Source organism: Variovorax sp. 10N412 (genome assembly GCF_056394985.1).
Genome location: NZ_JBFTIO010000020.1, coordinates 46,933 through 64,097, shown reverse-complemented (window position 1 = coordinate 64,097; position 17,165 = coordinate 46,933). Strand labels below are relative to the sequence as shown.

Genomic DNA, 17,165 nt, shown 5'->3' with positions numbered 1-17,165 from the left:
CGGTTTCAGCGGCAGCGCCGCCGCGTTCAGGCCGGCTTGCCGCGGCCTGTTTTCTCTCGGCCGGTTTTCTTCGGGTGGTCGGCGCGCGGCGCGCTCGCCGCCGCCGCGGCTGCCATGCTGCCATTGGCCTGGTCGATCCACAACAGGCAATCGACGTAGGACATGAACCGGTTCAGATACTCCGGCGACAGCTCGCGCATCAGGATGAGCGCGCGGTGCACCAGGTGGTGCGAGTTCAGCGGGCCGGCGTTGTCCGGCACCTTGGCCAGCGACTGCGTGAGGCGCCGGTCGGCGCTGAGCTTGGACCAGGTGCTGCGGAAGTAGGTGACGGCCTTCAGGTCGGGCGTGGCACCGCGCGCGGCAAGGCCTTCGCCGGGGGGCGGCGCATGCTGCGCGAGGTGGTCGATGAGGTCTGCGAACGCGCTGCGGGCGAGCGATGCGTCTTCCGGCGGGGCGATCGCGCCAGGCCGCTTGTCGAGCGCCTCGCCATATGCCGCGAGCAGCCGGGCGATCCGCTCGTCGAGCATGCGCCGTGCTTCGCCATCGTGTGCGTCAGCGCGGCGCGCCATCGCCTCGATGAAGCGAAAGCGCACAGGGTCGAATCGGTCGTCGCCACGCTCGCGCCACGCGGCCAGCGCCGCGCCTGCGTCGGGTGCGGCGTCTTTATTCACGGGCCTTCGTGCCCGTGCCGGAGCGCGAGGGCCGGGGCGTCGGCGCCATCTCCACGCGCCGGTTCTTCGAGCGGCCGTCGGCGTCGGCGTTCGAGGCCACCGCCTGCTCGGCGCCGAAAGCCGCGGCAAAGATCGACGACGATGGCACGCCGGATTCGATCAGCGCGCGCGTCACGGTCAGCGCGCGCTGTGCCGACAGCTCCCAGTTGTCCGCGAACTGGCGTGCGTTGTCGCGCATCTGCCGGTCGTCGGTGAAGCCGCTCACCATCAGGATCTCGTCGCGCGAGCGCAGGTACGCGGCCAGCGGGCCCGCCAGGCTCTTGAGCAGTTGCCGGCCTTCGGGCTGCAGGTCGGCGGAGTTGAAGGCGAACAGCACGTTGCCGCTGATGCCGATGCGCCCGTTGTTCAGCGTCACGCGGCCCGCGGCCAGCGGCCCCGCCAGCGCCTCTTCGAGCGTCTGCCGGCGCTTGGCCTCGGCCTGGCGCTGCTGCACCTCGGTCTCCAGCTTGCTGGCCAGTTCGAGCTGCATGCCCAGCGCGCACACCAGGATCAGCACGAACGCGCCCAGCAGCCCCGACATCAGGTCGCCGAACACCGCCCACACCGGCACGCCGGGCCCTGCGCCGTCCACGCCGTGGGTGCCGCCGTCGAGCTCGTCGTGCATCACGCTTCGCTGCCCACGGCGGCCTGCCGGTCGGCGATGCGCTGCAGGTCTTCGACGATCTGCTTCTGCGACATGATGCTCAGGTCGATCACCTCGCGCGCCTGCGCCACGTAGTAGGCCAGCTGCTCGTCGCTGCGCGAGATCGACTTGCCCAGCGCGCCTTCGATGCGTTGCAGCTGCGCGGCCATCTTGTCGTTCGACTCGCTGAACAGCTGCACCGCGAAGCCGAAGGCCTCGCCCATGCTGGCCACCTCGACGGCGCCACCCGTGATCTGCGCGGCCACGGCCGACATCTTGTGCGTTTCCTCGTCGATCTTCTCGGTGAAGCGGCTGCCCACGCGCTCCAGCACGTCGGCCGACGCGGCCACCAGCGAATCGACCGCCGCACGCTGCTCGGTGGAGGCGTGGTTCACGGCGTCCAGCAGCGTGGACAGCGTGTCCAGGATGCGGCTGCGTTCTTCCAGCATCACGTTGTCGCGCGCCATGCTGTCCGACAGCTTCTGGCGCAGCTCGGCCACCACGTCGGCCGCGACGCGCGGTGCCTCCGCAGCCGCCTGCAGCAACTGGGCGATCTCGGCGGTGGTGCGCTTCGCATGCGCGTCGTTCTGTGCCGACATCTCGCGTGCGGTCTGCGCCATGGTCTCCAGCAGTTGCTGTTGCTGGCCGAGCGTGTTCGCGCCGGCCTGCTGCCATTCGTGCTGCAGCGCCTGCGCCATGGACGCGAGCGATTGCGTCCATGCGGACAGGCGCTGCTCGTCGTGCGAGGCCAGCTTCGTCTGCAGTTCGGCGTGTGCCTGGCCCACGCCGCCCATGGCGCTTTCGAGCCGCGCCGCAACGCTGTCGACCAGCGCGCCCGAGCGTTCGCCGAAGGTCTGCGCCAGGCGGTCGTGCGCGCCGCGCACATCGGCGGACAGCGCCTCGGTCGTGCGCTGGTGCTCGGCCAGCGTGGCCTGCCAGCTGTCCATGCTGTCGGCGAGTTTCTGGCGCAGTTCGGTCATCACTTCGCCCGCGACGCGGGGCGCCTCGGCGGCGGCCTGCAGCAGCTGCGCGATTTCCGCGGTGGTGTTCTTCGCGTGCGCTTCGGTCTGGGCCGACATGTCGCGCGCGGTCTGCGCCATGGTGTCCAGCAGTTGCTGCTGCTGGCCCAGCGTGCGGGCGCCGGCTTGCTGCCACTCTTCTTGAAGCGTTTCGGCCATCGACGCCAGCGACTGTGTCCATGCGGCGAGCCGCTGTTCATCGCGCGACGCAAGTTCACTCTGAAGGTCGGTGTGCGCCTGGCCCACCGTGCCCAGCAGCGAGGCCGAGTGCTGCGCGAAGGTGGCGGCCGCGCCCGTCAGTGCCTGCTGCGTGTCGGCGGACAGCTTCTCGCTCGCGAGCCGGTGCTGTGCGAGTGCGCCGCCCCAGGTGTCGGACACGGTGGCCACGGTGCCTTCGAGCCGCGCCGCCACGCTATCGACCAGCGCGGCCGAACGCTCGCCGAAGGCCTCGGCCAGGCGGTCGTGCGCGCCGCGCACATCGCTGGACAGCACCTCGGTCGTGCGCTGGTGCTCGGCGAGTGCGAGCTTCCAGGTGTCGGCCACACGGCCGGTGGTGGCCTCGAAGCGGGTGGAAAGCCCGTCGAGCTGCTGCTGAACGGTCTGCGCGAGCGTGTCGTGCAGCGAGGCCGTCTCGCGCGCGATGCCTGCCATGGTGGCCTCGACCACCGGCTGGATCGCCGCGCTCGCGATGCGCGCGCTTTCGGTCAGGCTGTGCTGCAGCGACTTGTCGACCGACGCGGCCAGCCCGACATAGGCGGCCTCGGTCCTGCTGTGGAAGTTGTCTTGCCCCACGGCGAGGCGCTCGTTGAGCGCCAGGCTCTGCCGCTCCATGGCCGCCATCACGGCCTGCAGCTGGCCGACCAGCTCGGGCATGGCCTCGGCCTGGCGCTGCAGCAGCTTGAAGGACTCTTCGCGCTGGTGAACCTGCGAGTACGGGCGCAGCGTGGTCGCAATCTTCGTGTCGAGCAGCTGCCCGGCCTGCATGCGTTCGCGCCGGCTCAGCGCGGAGGCAAAGCCCAGCATGGCCGATGCGGCCACGCCCGCCACCGAGGTGCCGAAGGCCAGGCCGAGGCCCTTCACGGGCGCGGACAGCGAGGCGCGAATCGACTGCAGGTCGGTCGAGCTTTCCAGCGCGATGCCCGTGCCCTTGAGCGTGACGACCATGCCCAGGAAGGTGCCCAGCATGCCCAGCAGCACGAGGAAGCCCGCGAGGTACGGCGTCATCGCCGGGCCGGGCAGGCCCACGCGCTCGCCTTCGACGCGCAGGCGCACCGCGTTCTGCAGCGAAGGGTGCAGCTGGGCCAGCCACGCGCCCAGGTGGGCCGGCGGCGCGGACAGGTCGGCCACGGCCTTCGTCAGCGTGGACGTGGCCTGGTGGAAGCGGTGCAGCTCCAGCGCGCCCATGATGTAGAACGCGCCGACGAGCACCGTGACGCCCAGCGCCAGCGGGTTCGAGCCGATGTAGCCCGCGCCGGCCCAGACCACGATGGCCAGGCCTGCGGCAAGGACCGCGTGATGAAGGAATCTGTTCATGGAGGAAGGTCTTTGTGCCTGGTGCGAAGGGCTTCGAGCAGCCCGTCGACCGGTTGAAATCGGAGGTCCAGTTCGGCCAGCAGCACGTCGCGTGCGTCCTGGTGGAAGGCGTCGAGCCAGCCGTCGGGCGCGGCCTGGCGCAGGCGCTTGAAATGCTTTTCGAGCAGCGTGGGCACGGTGGCCAGCAGGCTGCGCTCCTGCGCACCGAGCACCTGCTCCATGACCACGTCCACCCCGGCCAGCCGCGCCATGGCGCTGGACGTGCCCGCCAGCCTGGCGCGCAACCGGCCGCGCAACGGGCCCACGGCCGCGTCCATCGCCTGTTGGCGGGCCAGGTAGCGCTGCCGGTAGGGTGCGAAGTCGAGGGGGGCGGTCGGTGCGGCCGGAGTGTCGATGGCGGTGTCCTTGGACGGCGTGGCCCTGGTGAACGGCGTGGAGGCCGGTGCCGGCAGGAAGGTGCTGTCCTGCGCGATGGCGCTCGTGAGCGCGGCGCGCACGCGGTTACATTCGTTTTCTTCTGCGTTGGAGGACGCGCGTGTACCGGACGGCGAGGCCGCCGGGTTGCCGTTCAATGCGGCAGAAAGAGAGATGGCGTCGGTCCAGCCGAACCATTGGCTCAGCCGGTCGGCGGTGACTTGCCGGGGTTCGCGAACGTCGACTTCGGAGAGCCGTGAAAGCAAGCGAACGAGCGCCGAGCCGTTGAATCCTGTGCGCCCTGAAACTTGCGCCATACAGCCAGATACCGCAGTCCGAAAAACCTGGCAGTCTACACCGAAGACCCGCGCCGGCCGCCCCGGTTACAGCCCCTGACGCGCCGGTGGGACGGCCCGTTTCGCCGGCCCTTCAGCCCCTGAACCGCTTGCGCGTGAGCGCCAGCGCGAGCCAGAACGCCGCCACCGCATACACCGCCAGCACGCCCGCGTGCAGCCACCAGTCGGCCGGCCACTGGTCCATGAACAGCGGGCGCACCAGCGCCACCGCATTGGTCAGCGGCAGCCATGCCGCCACCGCCTTCACGGCCGACGGCAGTTGTTCCAGCGGAAAGAACACGCCGCTCAGGAACATCATCGGCGTCATGAACAGCGTGAAGTAGTAGGTGAAAAAGTCGTAGCCCTTGGCCAGCGCGTTGAAGATCAGCGCGATCGACGAGAAGGTGATGCCCGCGCCGATGAGCACCAGCCACGCGACGACGAGCTTGGGGCTGTGGCTGATGCCCAGCCCGAGCATCACGAACAGGATGGCCGTGACGGTGAAGATCGACTTGAACGCCGCCCACAGCATCTCGGCCAGCACGATGTCGTCCAGCCCCACCGGCGCGTTCATGATGCCGTCCCAGGTCTTTTGCACATGCATGCGCGAGAACGCCGAGTACAGCGCCTCGAAGCTGGCCGCGTTCATGGCGCTCATGCAGATCGAGCCGCTGGCCAGGAACAGGATGTAGGGCACCTTCACGCCGTCCACCGCCACCTGGCCCACCAGCGCGCCCATGCCGTAGCCGAAGGCCACCAGCCAGATCAGCGGCTCGGCGATGTTGCCGATCAGGCTCGGAATGGCCAGCTTGCGCCACACCAGCAGGTTGCGCAGGAACACGGGCCACCAGCGCATGGAGAGCTCGGGCGCGCGCCACACCGAAGGCGTGGAAGGCGTGATAGCGGGAGTTGTCGTGTTCATGGTCTAACCGTCCTCGCGGATTTGCCGACCCGTGAGTTTCAGAAAAAGGTCTTCCAGGTTCGCCGGCCGGTGAAAGGTGCGCAGCCCGCCGTGCTGCGTGAGCGCATCCAGCAGGCGCCGCGCATCCTGCGTGTAGAAGAACACGGTCTCGCCGCTGACCTCCACCCGTGCGGCCATCGCCTTCAGCGCGGGCGACTCGGCCAGCGCCACCGCGCCGTTGCCGTACACCTCGACCACGTCGGGCTCCAGGTGCTCGGCGATCAGGTCGCGCGGCCGGCCCTCGGCGATCTTGCGGCCGTGGTCGAGCACCAGCAGGCGCGAGCACAGGCGCTCGGCCTCGTCCATGAAGTGCGTGGTCAGCAGGATCGACTTGCCCTGCTGCAGCAGCACCTGCAGCCGCTCCCACATCAGGTGGCGCGCCTGCGGGTCGAGGCCGGTGGTGGGCTCGTCGAGCAGCAGCAGCTTGGGGTCGTTGACCAGCGCGCGCGCCAGCGACAGGCGCCGGCGCATGCCGCCCGACAGCTCGCCCGGTTTCGCGTCGGCCTTGTGCGAGAGCGCCGCGAACTCCAGCAGCTGCGGCACGCGCTCACGCACCTGGGCCTTGGCGAAGCCGAAGTAGCGGCCGTACACCACCAGGTTCTCGGCGCAGCTGAAGTCGGGGTCCAGCGTGTCGAACTGCGTGACCACGCCCAGCTGCGCCTTGATGGCCAGCGCGTCGCGCGGCATCTGCAGGCCCAGCGCGGAGATCTCGCCGCCGTCGGGCGCGGTGAGGCCCAGGCACATGCGGATGGTGGTGGTCTTGCCCGCGCCGTTCGGGCCGATCACGCCCAGGCATTCGCCCGGTGCGATCTCGAACGACAGGTCGTCCACCACGGTGGTGTCGCCATAGCGCTTGCGCAGGTGGCTGACGTGAAAGAGCGGGGGAGGGGAAGACGGTGAGGAGGGCGGCACGCGGCCATTCTGACGCAGGCACGCAACAGCCGTTCCCCTTGCTTGCATCGATGGACAAGTCGCGCAACCTGGGCCCTCGGCCGGCGGCACAATCGACGCCAGTTTGCATTTCGCGGCGGGAGGCCCAACGATGCTGCGTTTCTGGCTTGCGCTGTCGGTGTTGCTGCTGCTCGGCGCCTGCGCCCCCTTTCATCGGCCCCTGGCCGCCGCGGACCGCGGCAAGGTCCAGGCGGTCGACGTGCGCGTGGTCGTCGCGCAGGAGAGCTTCATGTTCTCCGCGCAGGCCCCCGGCGTGAGCGCGGCCATGGGCGGCGGGCTCATCGGCGCGATCATCGACTCGTCGGTGCAGCAGTCGCGCCAGAAGGACATGAGCGCCGAGGTGCAGGCCATCGTCGGGCCGCTGCTGGACTACGACTACCGCGTGGAGGCCGGCAAGGCGCTGGATGCGGCGCTGGCCGAGCCGACCGCGTTCCCGCTGAAAGTCCGCTCCTCGCAGGTGCTGGCAGCCATGCCGCCAAAGGCCGAGCACGAGGCCCGGATCGCCGCCACCAGGGACGGTCCCGGCTACATGGTGCTGCTGCTGCAGTACGCGCTGGAGCCCGGCCTGGGCGCCTTCACCACGCGCACCACCGCCCTGCTGTGGCAGGACGGGCGCAGCGAGCCGAGCTACCGCACCGCGGTCATCTTCCAGACGCCCATCGGCGGCACGGCGCGCGCCGCCGTCATCCGCCGGCTCACGGCCAACGACGGCCAGGTGCTGCGCGGCGTGATGCGCGAGTCGCTGACGCAGACCCTGCACGCCGTGGCGAGGGACATCGACGGCGCCCGTGCCGCCGGCGTGAAGTCCGCACGCTTCAACGTCAACGGCTCGTGGGTGACGCTGGCCGGCGCCGGCTTCGACGAACAACCCGGGCGCGTGCTGTTCCGCGACCAGGACGGCGCCCTGTATTCGGTGCGGAGCGCCGCGCCATGACGGCCGGGCGAGGAACCGCCTTGGCCCTGGCCGCGCTGTGCGCCCTGCCGGGCCTGTCGCGTGCGGTCACCGAGAGCGAGCCGCTGCCCATGGTGTTCGAGCCCGCGTCCGAACCGGCCGAGCGGCCCGACGGCGCGCCGGTCGCATCGCAGCGGCTGGTGCGCAGCTGCACGCTGTACCTGCCGGCCGTCGAGGACCTGCGCAGCAACAAGGCCAACGCCGGCAACCTCACCGTGATGCTGCCGACGGTGCATGCCACGCCCCGCTCGGTGCAGTCGCTGCGCAGCGGCGACGCCACGGCGTGGACGCGCGGCGCGCTGCAGTCGACCCGCCGCTACGGGTTCCAGCCGGTGCTCGGCGGACCCGCCGCGAGCGGCGGCACGGGGCAGGTCACCGCGGACGTGGCGCTGCGCCTGGCGCACGCGTGGTCTGCGGGCCTGAACCTCGTCTCTCACGTCGTGCTCCAGGTGAGCTTCCGCCTGCCCGAAGGCAAGACTGCGAGCCGGCAGTACCACGGCATGGGCACGCGCACCAACTTCGCCAGCGGCAACGGGGAGTTCATGTCGGTGCTGAACCTCGGGCTCGAAGAGGCGGTGCACGGCATGGCCCTCGACGCTGCCGCGCTGTGCGACGGCAAGCCGCTGCCCGAACCGGCGGTGGCGCGATGAAGGGCATGCTGGAGCTGCACCTGACCTGCGGCGCGCTGCACGATTCCCAGATTCCCCTTTTTGTCGCGACGTGCGAGCAGGTCGGGCTGCGGCCGCTGCTGATTGACCACCACCACGGCGTGCAGCAACGGCAACCTTCGGCCACGGCCTGGCTGCGCGCCGATCTCGAGGAGGCCCGGGCCGAGGCGATGGCGCTGGCGCAGTGGCTGGCGCATGCGGGCATGGCCGTGCTCGATGTGAAGGTCGACGCCCCGGTGCAGGACTCCGAACGCTTCGGCCACCCGGGCCGGTATTTCGAGTGGCGCGGCAAGCTGCGCCAGCTGCACGACATGGCCGACCTGCGGCGCCTGTGCGAGGTGCATGGCGCGCAGTTGTCGCGCGACAGCCTGCGCGAGGACGCCGACACCTGCTTCGTGACGCTGTGCAGCCGCGAGCCGTGGGCCGAGTTCAGCGCGCGCGTGCAGGCATTGACGGACCAGCTCGCGCACGACGGCTGGCCGCTGCTGAAGCAGGATTCCGAAATCTGCCTGCACGACAGCCGCGAGCCGCCGCAACCGGATTGGCTCGCGCCCTTCCTGCTGCCATCCGCTGGCCCCGGCTAGAGCCTGAGCCCGCTGAACTCCGTCTTCATCCACGCGATGAACGCCCGCGTGCGCGCCGGCAGCAGCCGCGCGTTCGGGTAGATCACGCTCACCGGGCGCGGCGGCGGCTCGAAGTCTTCAAGCACCAGCGCGAGCCGTCCCTGCGCCACGTGCGGCATCACCTGGTACGAGAAGAAGGTGCCGAAACCCATGCCCGCCGCGCACGCCTCGATGGCCGGCGCGTTGTGGTTGAACTCCAGCCGGACGCTCGGTGTCACGCCGATGGCCTTGCCGCCCTCGCGGAACACCCACTGCGACGGCATGTCGACCCGGCCGCGCACGCAGGGCGCGCCTTCCAGGTCGCGCGGATGCCGCGGCACGCCGTGCTGCGCCAGGTAGGCCGGGCTCGCGGCCACCACGCGGCGGATGGTGCCCAGCGTCTGCGCCACCAGCGACGAGTCTTCCAGCGGGCTGATGCGGATGCCCACGTCGATGCCTTCTTCGAGCAGGTTCACGCTGCGGTCGTACAGCCGCACGCTGCAACGCACCTTCTCGTGGCGCTGCATGAAGCGCACGATGGCGGGCGCCACGTACATGTGGCCGAACAGCACCGGCGCGGTGATGGTGAGCTGGCCCGCGGGCTCGCTGGCCTCGGCCCTCAGCGCGAGGTCGGCGGCGTCGGCCGCGAGCAGCACGTCGCGCGCGCTCGGCAGGTAGTGGCGGCCCTCTTCGGTGAGCGACAGCCGGCGCGTGGTGCGGTGGAACAGCCGCACGCCCAAGTGCGCCTCGAGCGCGGCCAGCGCGCGCACCACCGCGGGCAGCGAGGTGCCCAGCGCCTCGGCGGCACGGGTCATGCTGCCCTGGTCGGCGATCTGAACGAAGGTCTGCATGGCCTTGAAGCGATCCATGCGGCGATTAGACCGGAAAACGCAGCAGTCAAATACAGAAGTGGCTATTCATTCATCGGGCGCAAGAGAGAAGAATCGGCACAACGCCCCCACCGGCACTCCTCACTCCTGAAAGGTCCTCCATGAATGCCGCCGCCGCTCGACCCGCCCAGCCCATCAAGCTCTACGGCTCTGCAATTTCAGGGCACGTGCACCGCGTGCGCCTGTTCCTCACGATGCTCGGGCTGCCGTTCGAGAACATCGAGCTCGACATGCGCAAGGGCGAGCACCGCGCGCCGGAGTTCCTGGCGCGCAATCCCTTCGGTCAGGTGCCGGTGATCGACGACGGCGAACTCACGCTGGCCGACTCCAACGCCATCCTGGTCTACCTCAACGAACGCTATGCGAGCGACCCCGCGCGCTGGATGCCGCGCGACGCGGTGGGCGCGGCGCGCGTGCAGCGCTGGTTCTCGGTGGCCGCCGGCCCGCTGGCGTACGGCCCGGCGGCGGCGCGCATCATGGCGCTGTTCGGCCTGGCCACCGACCCCACGGAAACCGTCGCGCGCTCGCATGCGCTGCTGTCAGTGATGGAGCTGCATCTGCAGCAGCAGGCCTTTCTCGCGGGGCCGGCCGCCACGCTGGCCGACATCGCGAACTACGCCTATGTGGCGCATGCGCCTGAAGGCAGCGTGTCGCTCGCCACCTATCCGAACGTGCGCGGCTGGCTCGAACGCGTGGAGGCCTTGCCCGGCTTTGTTCCGATGGTGCGCACGCCCGTCGGGCTGGCGGAGGTCGCATGATCGCCGCGCCGTTTCATGCGGGCGAACGTGCGCTGCAGTCGTTGGCGGGTTCGCGCGAGCAGATGGAGTTCGCGGGGCCACGCGTCATCCGCGACCACATGCCCGACCAGCACCGCGCGTTCTTCGCGCAGCTGCCGTTCCTCGTGGTGGGCAGCCTCGACGCCGGGCTGCAGCCCTGGGCCAGCGTGCTGGCCGCGCCGGCCGGCTTCATGCACTCGCCCGACGCCACGCACCTGCGTGTCGATGCCTTGCCCGCCGCGGGCGATCCGCTCGCCGGCCCGTTGGCGCAAGGCGCCACGCTGGGCCTGCTCGGCATCGAGCCGCACACGCGGCGGCGCAACCGCATGAACGGCACGGTCGAGGCGCTCGATGCCGCGGGCTTCACGGTTGCTGTGCAGCAGAGCTTCGGCAACTGCCCGCGCTACATCCAGGCGCGCGAGCCCGAGCTCGCTTCGAACCGGGGCAATGCGCTGCCCGTGCAGCCGGCGCAGTGGCTCGACAGGCTCGACCTGGCCGCGCACCGCCTCATCGGCAGCGCAGACACGCTGTTCATCGCCACCGCCTACCCGAACGAAGCGGCGGCCGGCGACGAGGCCGATGCGAGCTCGCACGGCGTCGACGTGTCGCACCGGGGCGGGCGCCCGGGCTTCGTGCGCATCGACGGCGACGACACGCTCACCGTGCCCGACTTCAACGGCAACCGCTTCTTCAACACGCTGGGCAACCTGGCGGCGCACCCGCGCGCGGGGCTGCTGTTCATCGACTTCGACAGCGGCGACCTGCTGCACGTGGCGGCGACGGCCGAGATCGTGTGGAGCGGGCCTGAGGTCGAGGCCTTCGAAGGCGCGGAACGGCTGATGCGCTTTCACGTGACGCACGCGCTGCGCCGCCCGGCGGCTTTGCCGCTGCGCTGGAGCGACGCGCAGCTGTCGCCGCACCTTGCGGGCACCGGTCAGTGGAACACCGGAATGCGCGCGTTGGCCGACGGGCGGTAGCGCCAGCCGCGCAGGCGCCGCGCTGCAAGGTCGGTCGCGGGCATGCGGGCCAGCAGGGCTTGGAGGCCGGCCGCCGCCAGCGTGCAGGCCAGGGCCTGGCCCGGGCAGGCGTGCACGCCATGGCCGAAGCCGAGCATGCGGCGCTGGGCGCGCACGGGCATGAAGCGGTCCGGCTCGGGGTTGAACGACGGGTCGCGGTGGGCCGAGGCCAGCAGCACCAGCACCGCGTCACCTTCGGCCAGCGTGGTGCCCGCGATGGCGACGGCCTCCACTGCAAAGCGCCGCGTGTTCTGCACGGAGGGGTCGTGCCGCGCCGTCTCTTCAACCACAGCCTGCAGCCCATCGCGCGTGCGGACCGCTTCACGCAGCGAAGGCTCGCGCATCACGGCGACCAGGCTGTTGCCGAGCAGGCCCGCCGTGGCATCGCAGGTCTGCGACAGCAGGCCGACCAGGTTCGCGAGCAACGCGCGTGACGGCGGCGCGCTGTCGGCCAGCACGCCGTGCAGCAGCGTGCCGTGGCGCGGCGGCGCGCCGGCCACCAGCGCTTCGAAGCGTGTCATCAGTGCGCCCGCCGCCGCGCTGGCGTCCTGCAGCTGGCCGGCCGTGGACAGCGGCGACAGGCAGGCGACGAAGTCGCGCATCCACCGGTCGACCTGCGGCAGTGCGACGTCGGCAAAGCCCAGCAGGTGCGCCACCGATTGCACGGGCATCGAGAACAGCGTGTCCGGCAGCGGCTGCCGCTGCGGCACGCGCTGTGCCACCTGCAAGGCGGCCTCTCGCACCGCGTGCAGGTCGAGTCCGGCCAGCGCCCGCTGCAGCGCGGGCCGGTGCGCCGCATGCGCCACGCCGTCGTTCATGCGCACCAGGTGGCCGAACACCTCGCCGGCCGCGCTGCCCAACAGGGCACGGGGCACCGGTTCCGCCGCCGGTCGCACGCGCAGCGCACCGTGCGCCTGCAGCACCTGCGCGACGACGTCCGCGCGGCTCGCGATCCACACGCGCAGCGCATCGTTCCATGCTAGCGGCGGTCCTTCGCGCAGGGTTGCGTAGTACGGATAGGGGTCGGCATGCGTGGCGGCCGCGACCGGGTCGGCGGGGGTGTCGGGGTTATCGGGGGTATCGGGGTTCATGCCGCAGTGTGCGATCGACACTGCCGCCACACTTCGCCCGCGAGCGAAGTGTGGGATGCACCGCCGTTCTACGATGCGCCGATGGACACCACCGACTCGCCTTCCTCCAGCGTCGACTTCCAGCTGGCCCGCCTGGCCGGCGCCATCGCCGAGCCGGCGCGCGCCCGCATGCTGAGCTGCCTGATGGACGGCCACGCGCGCACCGCGACCGAGCTCGCCACCGTGGCGGAGGTGGCCGCGTCCACTGCGAGCGCGCACCTGGCGCGGCTGAAGGAAGAGCGGCTGGTCGAGTTGCTGGTGCAGGGCAAGCACCGCTACTTTCGCCTGGCCAGCCACGACGTCGCCGCCGCCCTCGAAAGCCTGATGGTGCTGGCCGGCGCCCCGCGCACGCCCGCCTTCGAGCCCAGCACGCCGAGCCGCCTGCGCAGCGCGCGCACCTGCTACGACCACATGGCGGGCACCGCCGGCGTCGCGCTGCACGACCGGCTGCATGCGCAAGGTTGGCTCAGCGGCCTGCAGAGCGGCTCGTACGAGCTCACGCCCGAAGGCGCGATCGCGTTGCAGAGCCTGGGTGTCGACGTCGATGCGGTGCGCCGCTCGCGCCGCCGCTTCGCCTGTGCCTGCCTGGACTGGAGCGAGCGGCGTGCGCATCTGGGCGGCGCGCTGGGGGCCGCATGGCTGCAGCTGTCGCTGCGCCGGGGCTGGGTGCGCCAGGCGCTCGACGGGCGCGCGCTCACGCTGACGCCGAAGGCGCAGCGCGAAATGCCGGAGCTGTTCGCCTGAGGCGAACGGCGCGCCGCAGGATCAGGCCTTCAGCTTCAGCAGGTAGATCAGCGGCCCGGCCATGGCCGTGTCCAGGTCCAGGAAGCTCTCGAAGTCCTTGCCCGCCATCCAGTACGCGTCCCAGTTGTTGCGCTTGATGGTTTTTTGCCAGAGGTCGGCCGCGGTGGCGCGGCGCACCGCTTCGAGCAGCACGGCGCGGCGTTCGGCGGGCACTTTCTTGCCGGTGAGCACGCCGCGCCAGTTGGCGAGGTCGGCGTCCACGCCCTGTTCGCGCACCGACGGAATGCCTTGGAAGGGCCGCTTGGCCGACACGCCGATGGCACGCAGCTTGCCGCTGGCCAACTGCTCCGCGAATTCGCTGTAGCCCGAGATGCCGGCCGCGGCCTTGCCCGTTTCGAGCGCCTCCACCACCTGCGCGCCGCCCGGGTGCGCCTGGTAGGCCAGCGAGCCCGCGTTGCCCGCCACGCGCGCCAGCATGCCCGCGTACATGTGGTCCACGCCGCCGGCCGAGCCGCCCGCGATGACCGTCTTCGCGGCGTCGGCGCGCAGTTGCGCGATCAGGTCCTTGGGTGTCTTGATGGGGGAGTCGGCCTTCACCGCCACCACTTCGTAGTCGCTGGTGAGCCGCGCCACGGGCGCGACCTGCGCCAGGGTGACGGCGGGCTTCTGCAGCGCGACGGCACCGACCATGACCATGCCGCTCATCAGCAGGGTGTCGGGGTCGGCGTCGTACTTCTCGACGTATTTCGCCAGGCCGATGGTGCCGCCCTTGCCGCCGATGTTCTCGTAGCTGACCTCGCCCACCGCGCCTGCGGCCACCATGGCCGCGCCCAGCGCGCGGCCGGTCTGGTCCCAACCGCCGCCTTCATTGGCAGGAATGACGATGCGCAGCTTGGGTGCCAGTTGCGGTTCGGCCGCGCCCGACATCCTGGGCCACAGCGCGGCGGGCACCACACCTGCGGCCATCCATGCGGCGAGGCTGCGGCGAGAGAGGCCGACGGGCGCGGAATGCGGCATTTTGTTTCCGATTGTCTGTAAAAGTAACCGGATGATGTCCGAAAACCGTGTCAGCCCTTCACATTGATTGCCTAGGGAAAACCCGAGTCACCGGGCCGCAGCGGTCCTCGCCGGCGGCTTCGATGTGCCTGGCGAATCAGGCTTTCAGCTTGAGTTGCTGAATCAGGGGACCGGCTGCCGCCGTGTCGAGTGCGAGGAAGTTCTCGAAATCCTTGCCCTCCAGCCAGAAGGCTTCCCAGTTGTTGGTTTTGATGGTTTTCTGCCACACATCGGTGGCGGTCGCGCGGCGCACCACCTCCAGCAGCGCGGTCTTGCGGTACGGCGGCACCTTCTTCCCGGTGAACACACCGCGCCAGTTGGCGAGGTCGGCGTCCACGCCCTGTTCGCGCGCCGACGCAATGCCCAGGAACGGCCGCTTGGCCGACACGCCGATGGCGCGCAGCTTGCCGCTCGCCAGGCCTTCGGCGAACTCGCTGTGGCCCGAGATGCCGGCCGCGGCCTTGCCCGATTCCAGCGCCTCGACCACCTGTGCGCCGCCCGCGTGCGCCAGGTAGACCAGCGACGCGGAGGCGCCCGCAGCGCGCGCCAGCAGGCCGGCGAACATGTGGTCCACGCCGCCGGCCGAGCCGCCCGCGATGACGGTGGCGGCGGCATCCGCGCGCAGCTGCGCGATCAGGTCGCTCGTGCTCTTCAGGGGGGAGTCGGCCTTCACCGCCACCACCTCGTAGTCGCTGGTGAGGCGGGCGATGGGGGTCATGTCGGCCAGCGTGACGGCGGGCTTCTGCAGCGCGAGCGCACCGACCATGACCATGCCGCTCATCAGCACCGTGTCGGGGTCGGCGTTGTACTTCTCAACGTATTTCGCCAAGGCGAGCGTGCCGCCCACGCCGGGGATGTTGTCGTACACCACGCTGCCAACCGCGCCCGAGGCCAGCATGGCCGCGCCGAGCCCGCGGCCGGTCTGGTCCCAGCCGCCGCCTGGCTCGGCGGGAATGACGATGCGCAGCCTGTTGCTCAGCGGGGCGTCGGCGGCGTTCGCGCCGGCGGGCCACAGTGCGGCGCCCCCGGTGCCGGCAACGGCGGCCGAAGCCGCGATCCATGCCGAGAAGTGTCGGCGCGAGACAAAAGCGGAAGGCGACTGCGGCATCTTTTTTCCGGTTGACTGTGGGTAGTCCGGATGATGTCCGCGAAACACCGCAATCCCCCACCCCCGCAGGCGGGGACAAACCCTGATGGACGCCCGCGCCCCGCCACAACAGCCCGCGGGGTCGTTCCTACTGGAACGCCACCTCGGCAAAGCTGCGCAACTTGCGGCTGTGCAGCCGCGTGGAGCCCTCTTCGCGCAGGATCTCGATGGCCCGCATGCCGATGCGCAGGTGCTGCTCCACGCGCTCGCGGTAGAAGTGGTTGGCCATGCCGGGCAGCTTGATCTCGCCGTGCAGCGGCTTGTCGCTCACGCACAGCAGGGTGCCGTAGGGCACCCGGAAGCGAAAGCCGTTGGCCGCGATGGTCGCGCTTTCCATGTCGAGCGCCACCGCCCGGCTCTGGCTGAAGCGGCGCTGCGGCTGGTTGCCCGGCAGCAACTCCCAGTTGCGGTTGTCGGTGCTGGCCACGGTGCCGGTGCGCATGATCTTCTTCAGGTCGGGCCCCTCGTAGCGCGTGACGTCGGCCACCGCCTGCTCGAGCGCGAGCTGGATCTCCGACAGCGCCGGAATCGGCACCCACAGCGGCAGCTCCTCGTCGAGCACGTGGTCCTCGCGCACGTAGGCGTGGGCCAGCACGTAGTCGCCCAGCTGCTGCGTGTTGCGCAGGCCGGCGCAGTGGCCCAGCATCATCCAGGCGTGCGGACGCAGCACGGCGATGTGGTCGGTGATGGTCTTGGCATTGGCCGGGCCCACGCCGATGTTGGTCATGGTGATGCCGCTGTAGTCCTCGCGCACCAGGTGGTAGGCCGGCATCTGCGGCAGCCGCGGCGGCGCGGTGCCCTGGCTGCCGTCGAGCAGGTGGCCGAAGGTCTGGCTCTGGCCGGCCGCCAGGCCGCGCCGGCGCGTGATGACGTTGCCGGGCTCGATGAACGCCACGTACTCGCTGTTCTCGTCGGCCATGGCCTCGTGGCCCAGGCGCACGAACTCGTCGATGTAGAACTGGTAGTTGGTGAACAGCACGAAGTTCTGGAACCACTCGGGCGCGGTGCCCGTGTAGTGGCGCAGGCGGTGCAGCGAGTAGTCCACGCGCGCTGCCGTGAACAGCGACAGCGGCTGCGCCTCGCCGTCGCGCGCCTCGTAGGTGCCGTTGGCGATGCCGTCGTCCATCACGCCCAGGTCGGGCAGGTCGAACACGTCGCGCATGAGCGCGCGGCGCTCGTTGCTCATGGTGCCTTCGATGTGGTCGTTTTCGGCGAACGAGAAGTGAATGGGAATGGGCTGTGTGCTGGTGCCCACCTCGATCTCGACCTGGTGGTTCTCCAGCAGCAGGCGGAACTGGTCGAGGTAGTAGCGCGAGAACAGGTCGGGCCGCGTCAGCGTGGTCTCGTAGCGGCCGGGGCCGGCCACGAAACCGTAGCTCAGGCCGGCGTTGGCCGGCGGCGTGTGGCGCGAGACGGTGTGCGTGTGCACCCGCACGAACGGGTAGCAGGCCCGCACCCGGCCGGGCAGCGCCTCGCCGGCCACGAAGCGCAGCATCGACTCGCGAAGGTGGGCGATGCCGCCCTGGTAGATGGCCTTGACCTGGTCCAGCGCGGCGGCTGCGTCGGTGAAGCGGGCGGGGGCGACGAAGGTGGGCATGTAGGGCATGACGGCATTGTG

17 protein-coding genes are annotated in these 17,165 nt (G+C 70.6%); 6 read left to right on the top strand and 11 right to left on the bottom strand.

Annotated elements, in window-relative coordinates:
- Positions 1–26: 26 nt before the first annotated feature.
- The 6 genes from AC1DJH_RS29465 to AC1DJH_RS29440 all read right to left on the bottom strand — a co-directional run bounded on the left by AC1DJH_RS29465 (position 27) and on the right by AC1DJH_RS29440 (position 6,575).
- A complete protein-coding gene (locus tag AC1DJH_RS29465) occupies positions 27–671 on the bottom strand; it encodes a DUF2894 domain-containing protein (RefSeq protein ID WP_478188112.1) in 645 nt (214 codons plus the stop codon).
- A complete protein-coding gene (locus AC1DJH_RS29460; RefSeq protein ID WP_478188111.1) occupies positions 664–1,335 on the bottom strand; it encodes an OmpA family protein in 672 nt (223 codons plus the stop codon). The genes AC1DJH_RS29465 and AC1DJH_RS29460 overlap by 8 nt, the downstream gene beginning before the upstream one ends.
- On the bottom strand, positions 1,335–3,905 hold the full coding sequence (locus AC1DJH_RS29455; RefSeq protein ID WP_478188110.1) for a DUF802 domain-containing protein: 2,571 nt from the start codon (positions 3,903–3,905) through the stop codon (positions 1,335–1,337). Before AC1DJH_RS29455 ends, AC1DJH_RS29460 begins: the two co-directional genes overlap by 1 nt.
- The gene (locus AC1DJH_RS29450; protein WP_478188109.1) at positions 3,902–4,636 is read right to left on the bottom strand and encodes a DUF3348 domain-containing protein; all 735 of its coding nucleotides are present in this window, start codon (positions 4,634–4,636) and stop codon (positions 3,902–3,904) included. The genes AC1DJH_RS29455 and AC1DJH_RS29450 overlap by 4 nt, the downstream gene beginning before the upstream one ends.
- 112 nt (positions 4,637–4,748) lie before the next feature.
- Positions 4,749–5,576 carry an ABC transporter permease gene (locus AC1DJH_RS29445; RefSeq protein ID WP_478188108.1) on the bottom strand — a complete coding sequence of 276 codons (828 nt, stop codon included), beginning with the start codon at positions 5,574–5,576 and terminating at the stop codon, positions 4,749–4,751.
- 3 nt (positions 5,577–5,579) lie between these two features.
- Positions 5,580–6,575 (bottom strand): ATP-binding cassette domain-containing protein, encoded by a 996-nt coding sequence (locus AC1DJH_RS29440; RefSeq protein ID WP_478188107.1) that lies wholly within the window; start codon positions 6,573–6,575, stop codon positions 5,580–5,582.
- An 82-nt stretch (positions 6,576–6,657) separates the two neighbouring features.
- On the opposite strand from AC1DJH_RS29440, the gene AC1DJH_RS29435 reads away from it, so the two are divergent.
- From AC1DJH_RS29435 to AC1DJH_RS29425, 3 genes are read left to right on the top strand one after another with little or no spacing between them, the layout of a single operon-like run.
- A complete protein-coding gene (locus AC1DJH_RS29435; RefSeq protein WP_478188106.1) occupies positions 6,658–7,500 on the top strand; it encodes a hypothetical protein in 843 nt (280 codons plus the stop codon).
- Positions 7,501–7,520: 20 nt separating this feature from the next.
- Positions 7,521–8,168 (top strand): hypothetical protein, encoded by a 648-nt coding sequence (locus tag AC1DJH_RS29430; RefSeq protein WP_478188105.1) that lies wholly within the window; start codon positions 7,521–7,523, stop codon positions 8,166–8,168.
- Positions 8,165–8,770 (top strand): hypothetical protein, encoded by a 606-nt coding sequence (locus tag AC1DJH_RS29425; RefSeq protein WP_478188104.1) that lies wholly within the window; start codon positions 8,165–8,167, stop codon positions 8,768–8,770. The genes AC1DJH_RS29430 and AC1DJH_RS29425 overlap by 4 nt, the downstream gene beginning before the upstream one ends.
- Here AC1DJH_RS29425 and AC1DJH_RS29420 read toward each other — a convergent pair.
- Complete coding sequence (locus AC1DJH_RS29420) at positions 8,767–9,657, bottom strand: LysR family transcriptional regulator (RefSeq protein WP_478188103.1); 891 nt, start codon at positions 9,655–9,657, stop codon at positions 8,767–8,769. The two genes, AC1DJH_RS29425 and AC1DJH_RS29420, sit on opposite strands and share 4 nt — an antisense overlap.
- A 122-nt stretch (positions 9,658–9,779) precedes the next feature.
- On the opposite strand from AC1DJH_RS29420, the gene AC1DJH_RS29415 reads away from it, so the two are divergent.
- Together AC1DJH_RS29415 and AC1DJH_RS29410 are read left to right on the top strand one after the other, a co-directional pair.
- Positions 9,780–10,436, top strand: coding sequence for a glutathione S-transferase family protein (locus tag AC1DJH_RS29415; RefSeq protein ID WP_478188102.1), 657 nt, complete (start codon positions 9,780–9,782; stop codon positions 10,434–10,436).
- On the top strand, positions 10,433–11,431 hold the full coding sequence (locus tag AC1DJH_RS29410) for a flavin-nucleotide-binding protein (protein ID WP_478188101.1): 999 nt from the start codon (positions 10,433–10,435) through the stop codon (positions 11,429–11,431). The genes AC1DJH_RS29415 and AC1DJH_RS29410 overlap by 4 nt, the downstream gene beginning before the upstream one ends.
- Here AC1DJH_RS29410 and AC1DJH_RS29405 read toward each other — a convergent pair.
- Entirely contained in the window at positions 11,389–12,561 is a 1,173-nt protein-coding gene (locus AC1DJH_RS29405; protein WP_478188100.1) for a cytochrome P450, read from the bottom strand. The genes AC1DJH_RS29410 and AC1DJH_RS29405 overlap by 43 nt on opposite strands.
- Positions 12,562–12,642: 81 nt before the next feature.
- On the opposite strand from AC1DJH_RS29405, the gene AC1DJH_RS29400 reads away from it, so the two are divergent.
- Positions 12,643–13,344 carry an ArsR/SmtB family transcription factor gene (locus AC1DJH_RS29400; RefSeq protein WP_478188099.1) on the top strand — a complete coding sequence of 234 codons (702 nt, stop codon included), beginning with the start codon at positions 12,643–12,645 and terminating at the stop codon, positions 13,342–13,344.
- A gap of 21 nt (positions 13,345–13,365) precedes the next feature.
- Here the strand turns inward: AC1DJH_RS29400 and AC1DJH_RS29395 are convergent, their stop codons facing one another.
- The 3 genes from AC1DJH_RS29395 to AC1DJH_RS29385 all read right to left on the bottom strand — a co-directional run bounded on the left by AC1DJH_RS29395 (position 13,366) and on the right by AC1DJH_RS29385 (position 17,153).
- Positions 13,366–14,361, bottom strand: coding sequence for a Bug family tripartite tricarboxylate transporter substrate binding protein (locus AC1DJH_RS29395; protein ID WP_478188098.1), 996 nt, complete (start codon positions 14,359–14,361; stop codon positions 13,366–13,368).
- A 136-nt stretch (positions 14,362–14,497) separates the two neighbouring features.
- Positions 14,498–15,508 (bottom strand): Bug family tripartite tricarboxylate transporter substrate binding protein, encoded by a 1,011-nt coding sequence (locus AC1DJH_RS29390; RefSeq protein WP_478188097.1) that lies wholly within the window; start codon positions 15,506–15,508, stop codon positions 14,498–14,500.
- A 127-nt stretch (positions 15,509–15,635) separates the two neighbouring features.
- Positions 15,636–17,153 carry an AMP nucleosidase gene (locus tag AC1DJH_RS29385; protein WP_472121512.1) on the bottom strand — a complete coding sequence of 506 codons (1,518 nt, stop codon included), beginning with the start codon at positions 17,151–17,153 and terminating at the stop codon, positions 15,636–15,638.
- Positions 17,154–17,165 lie beyond the last annotated feature (12 nt).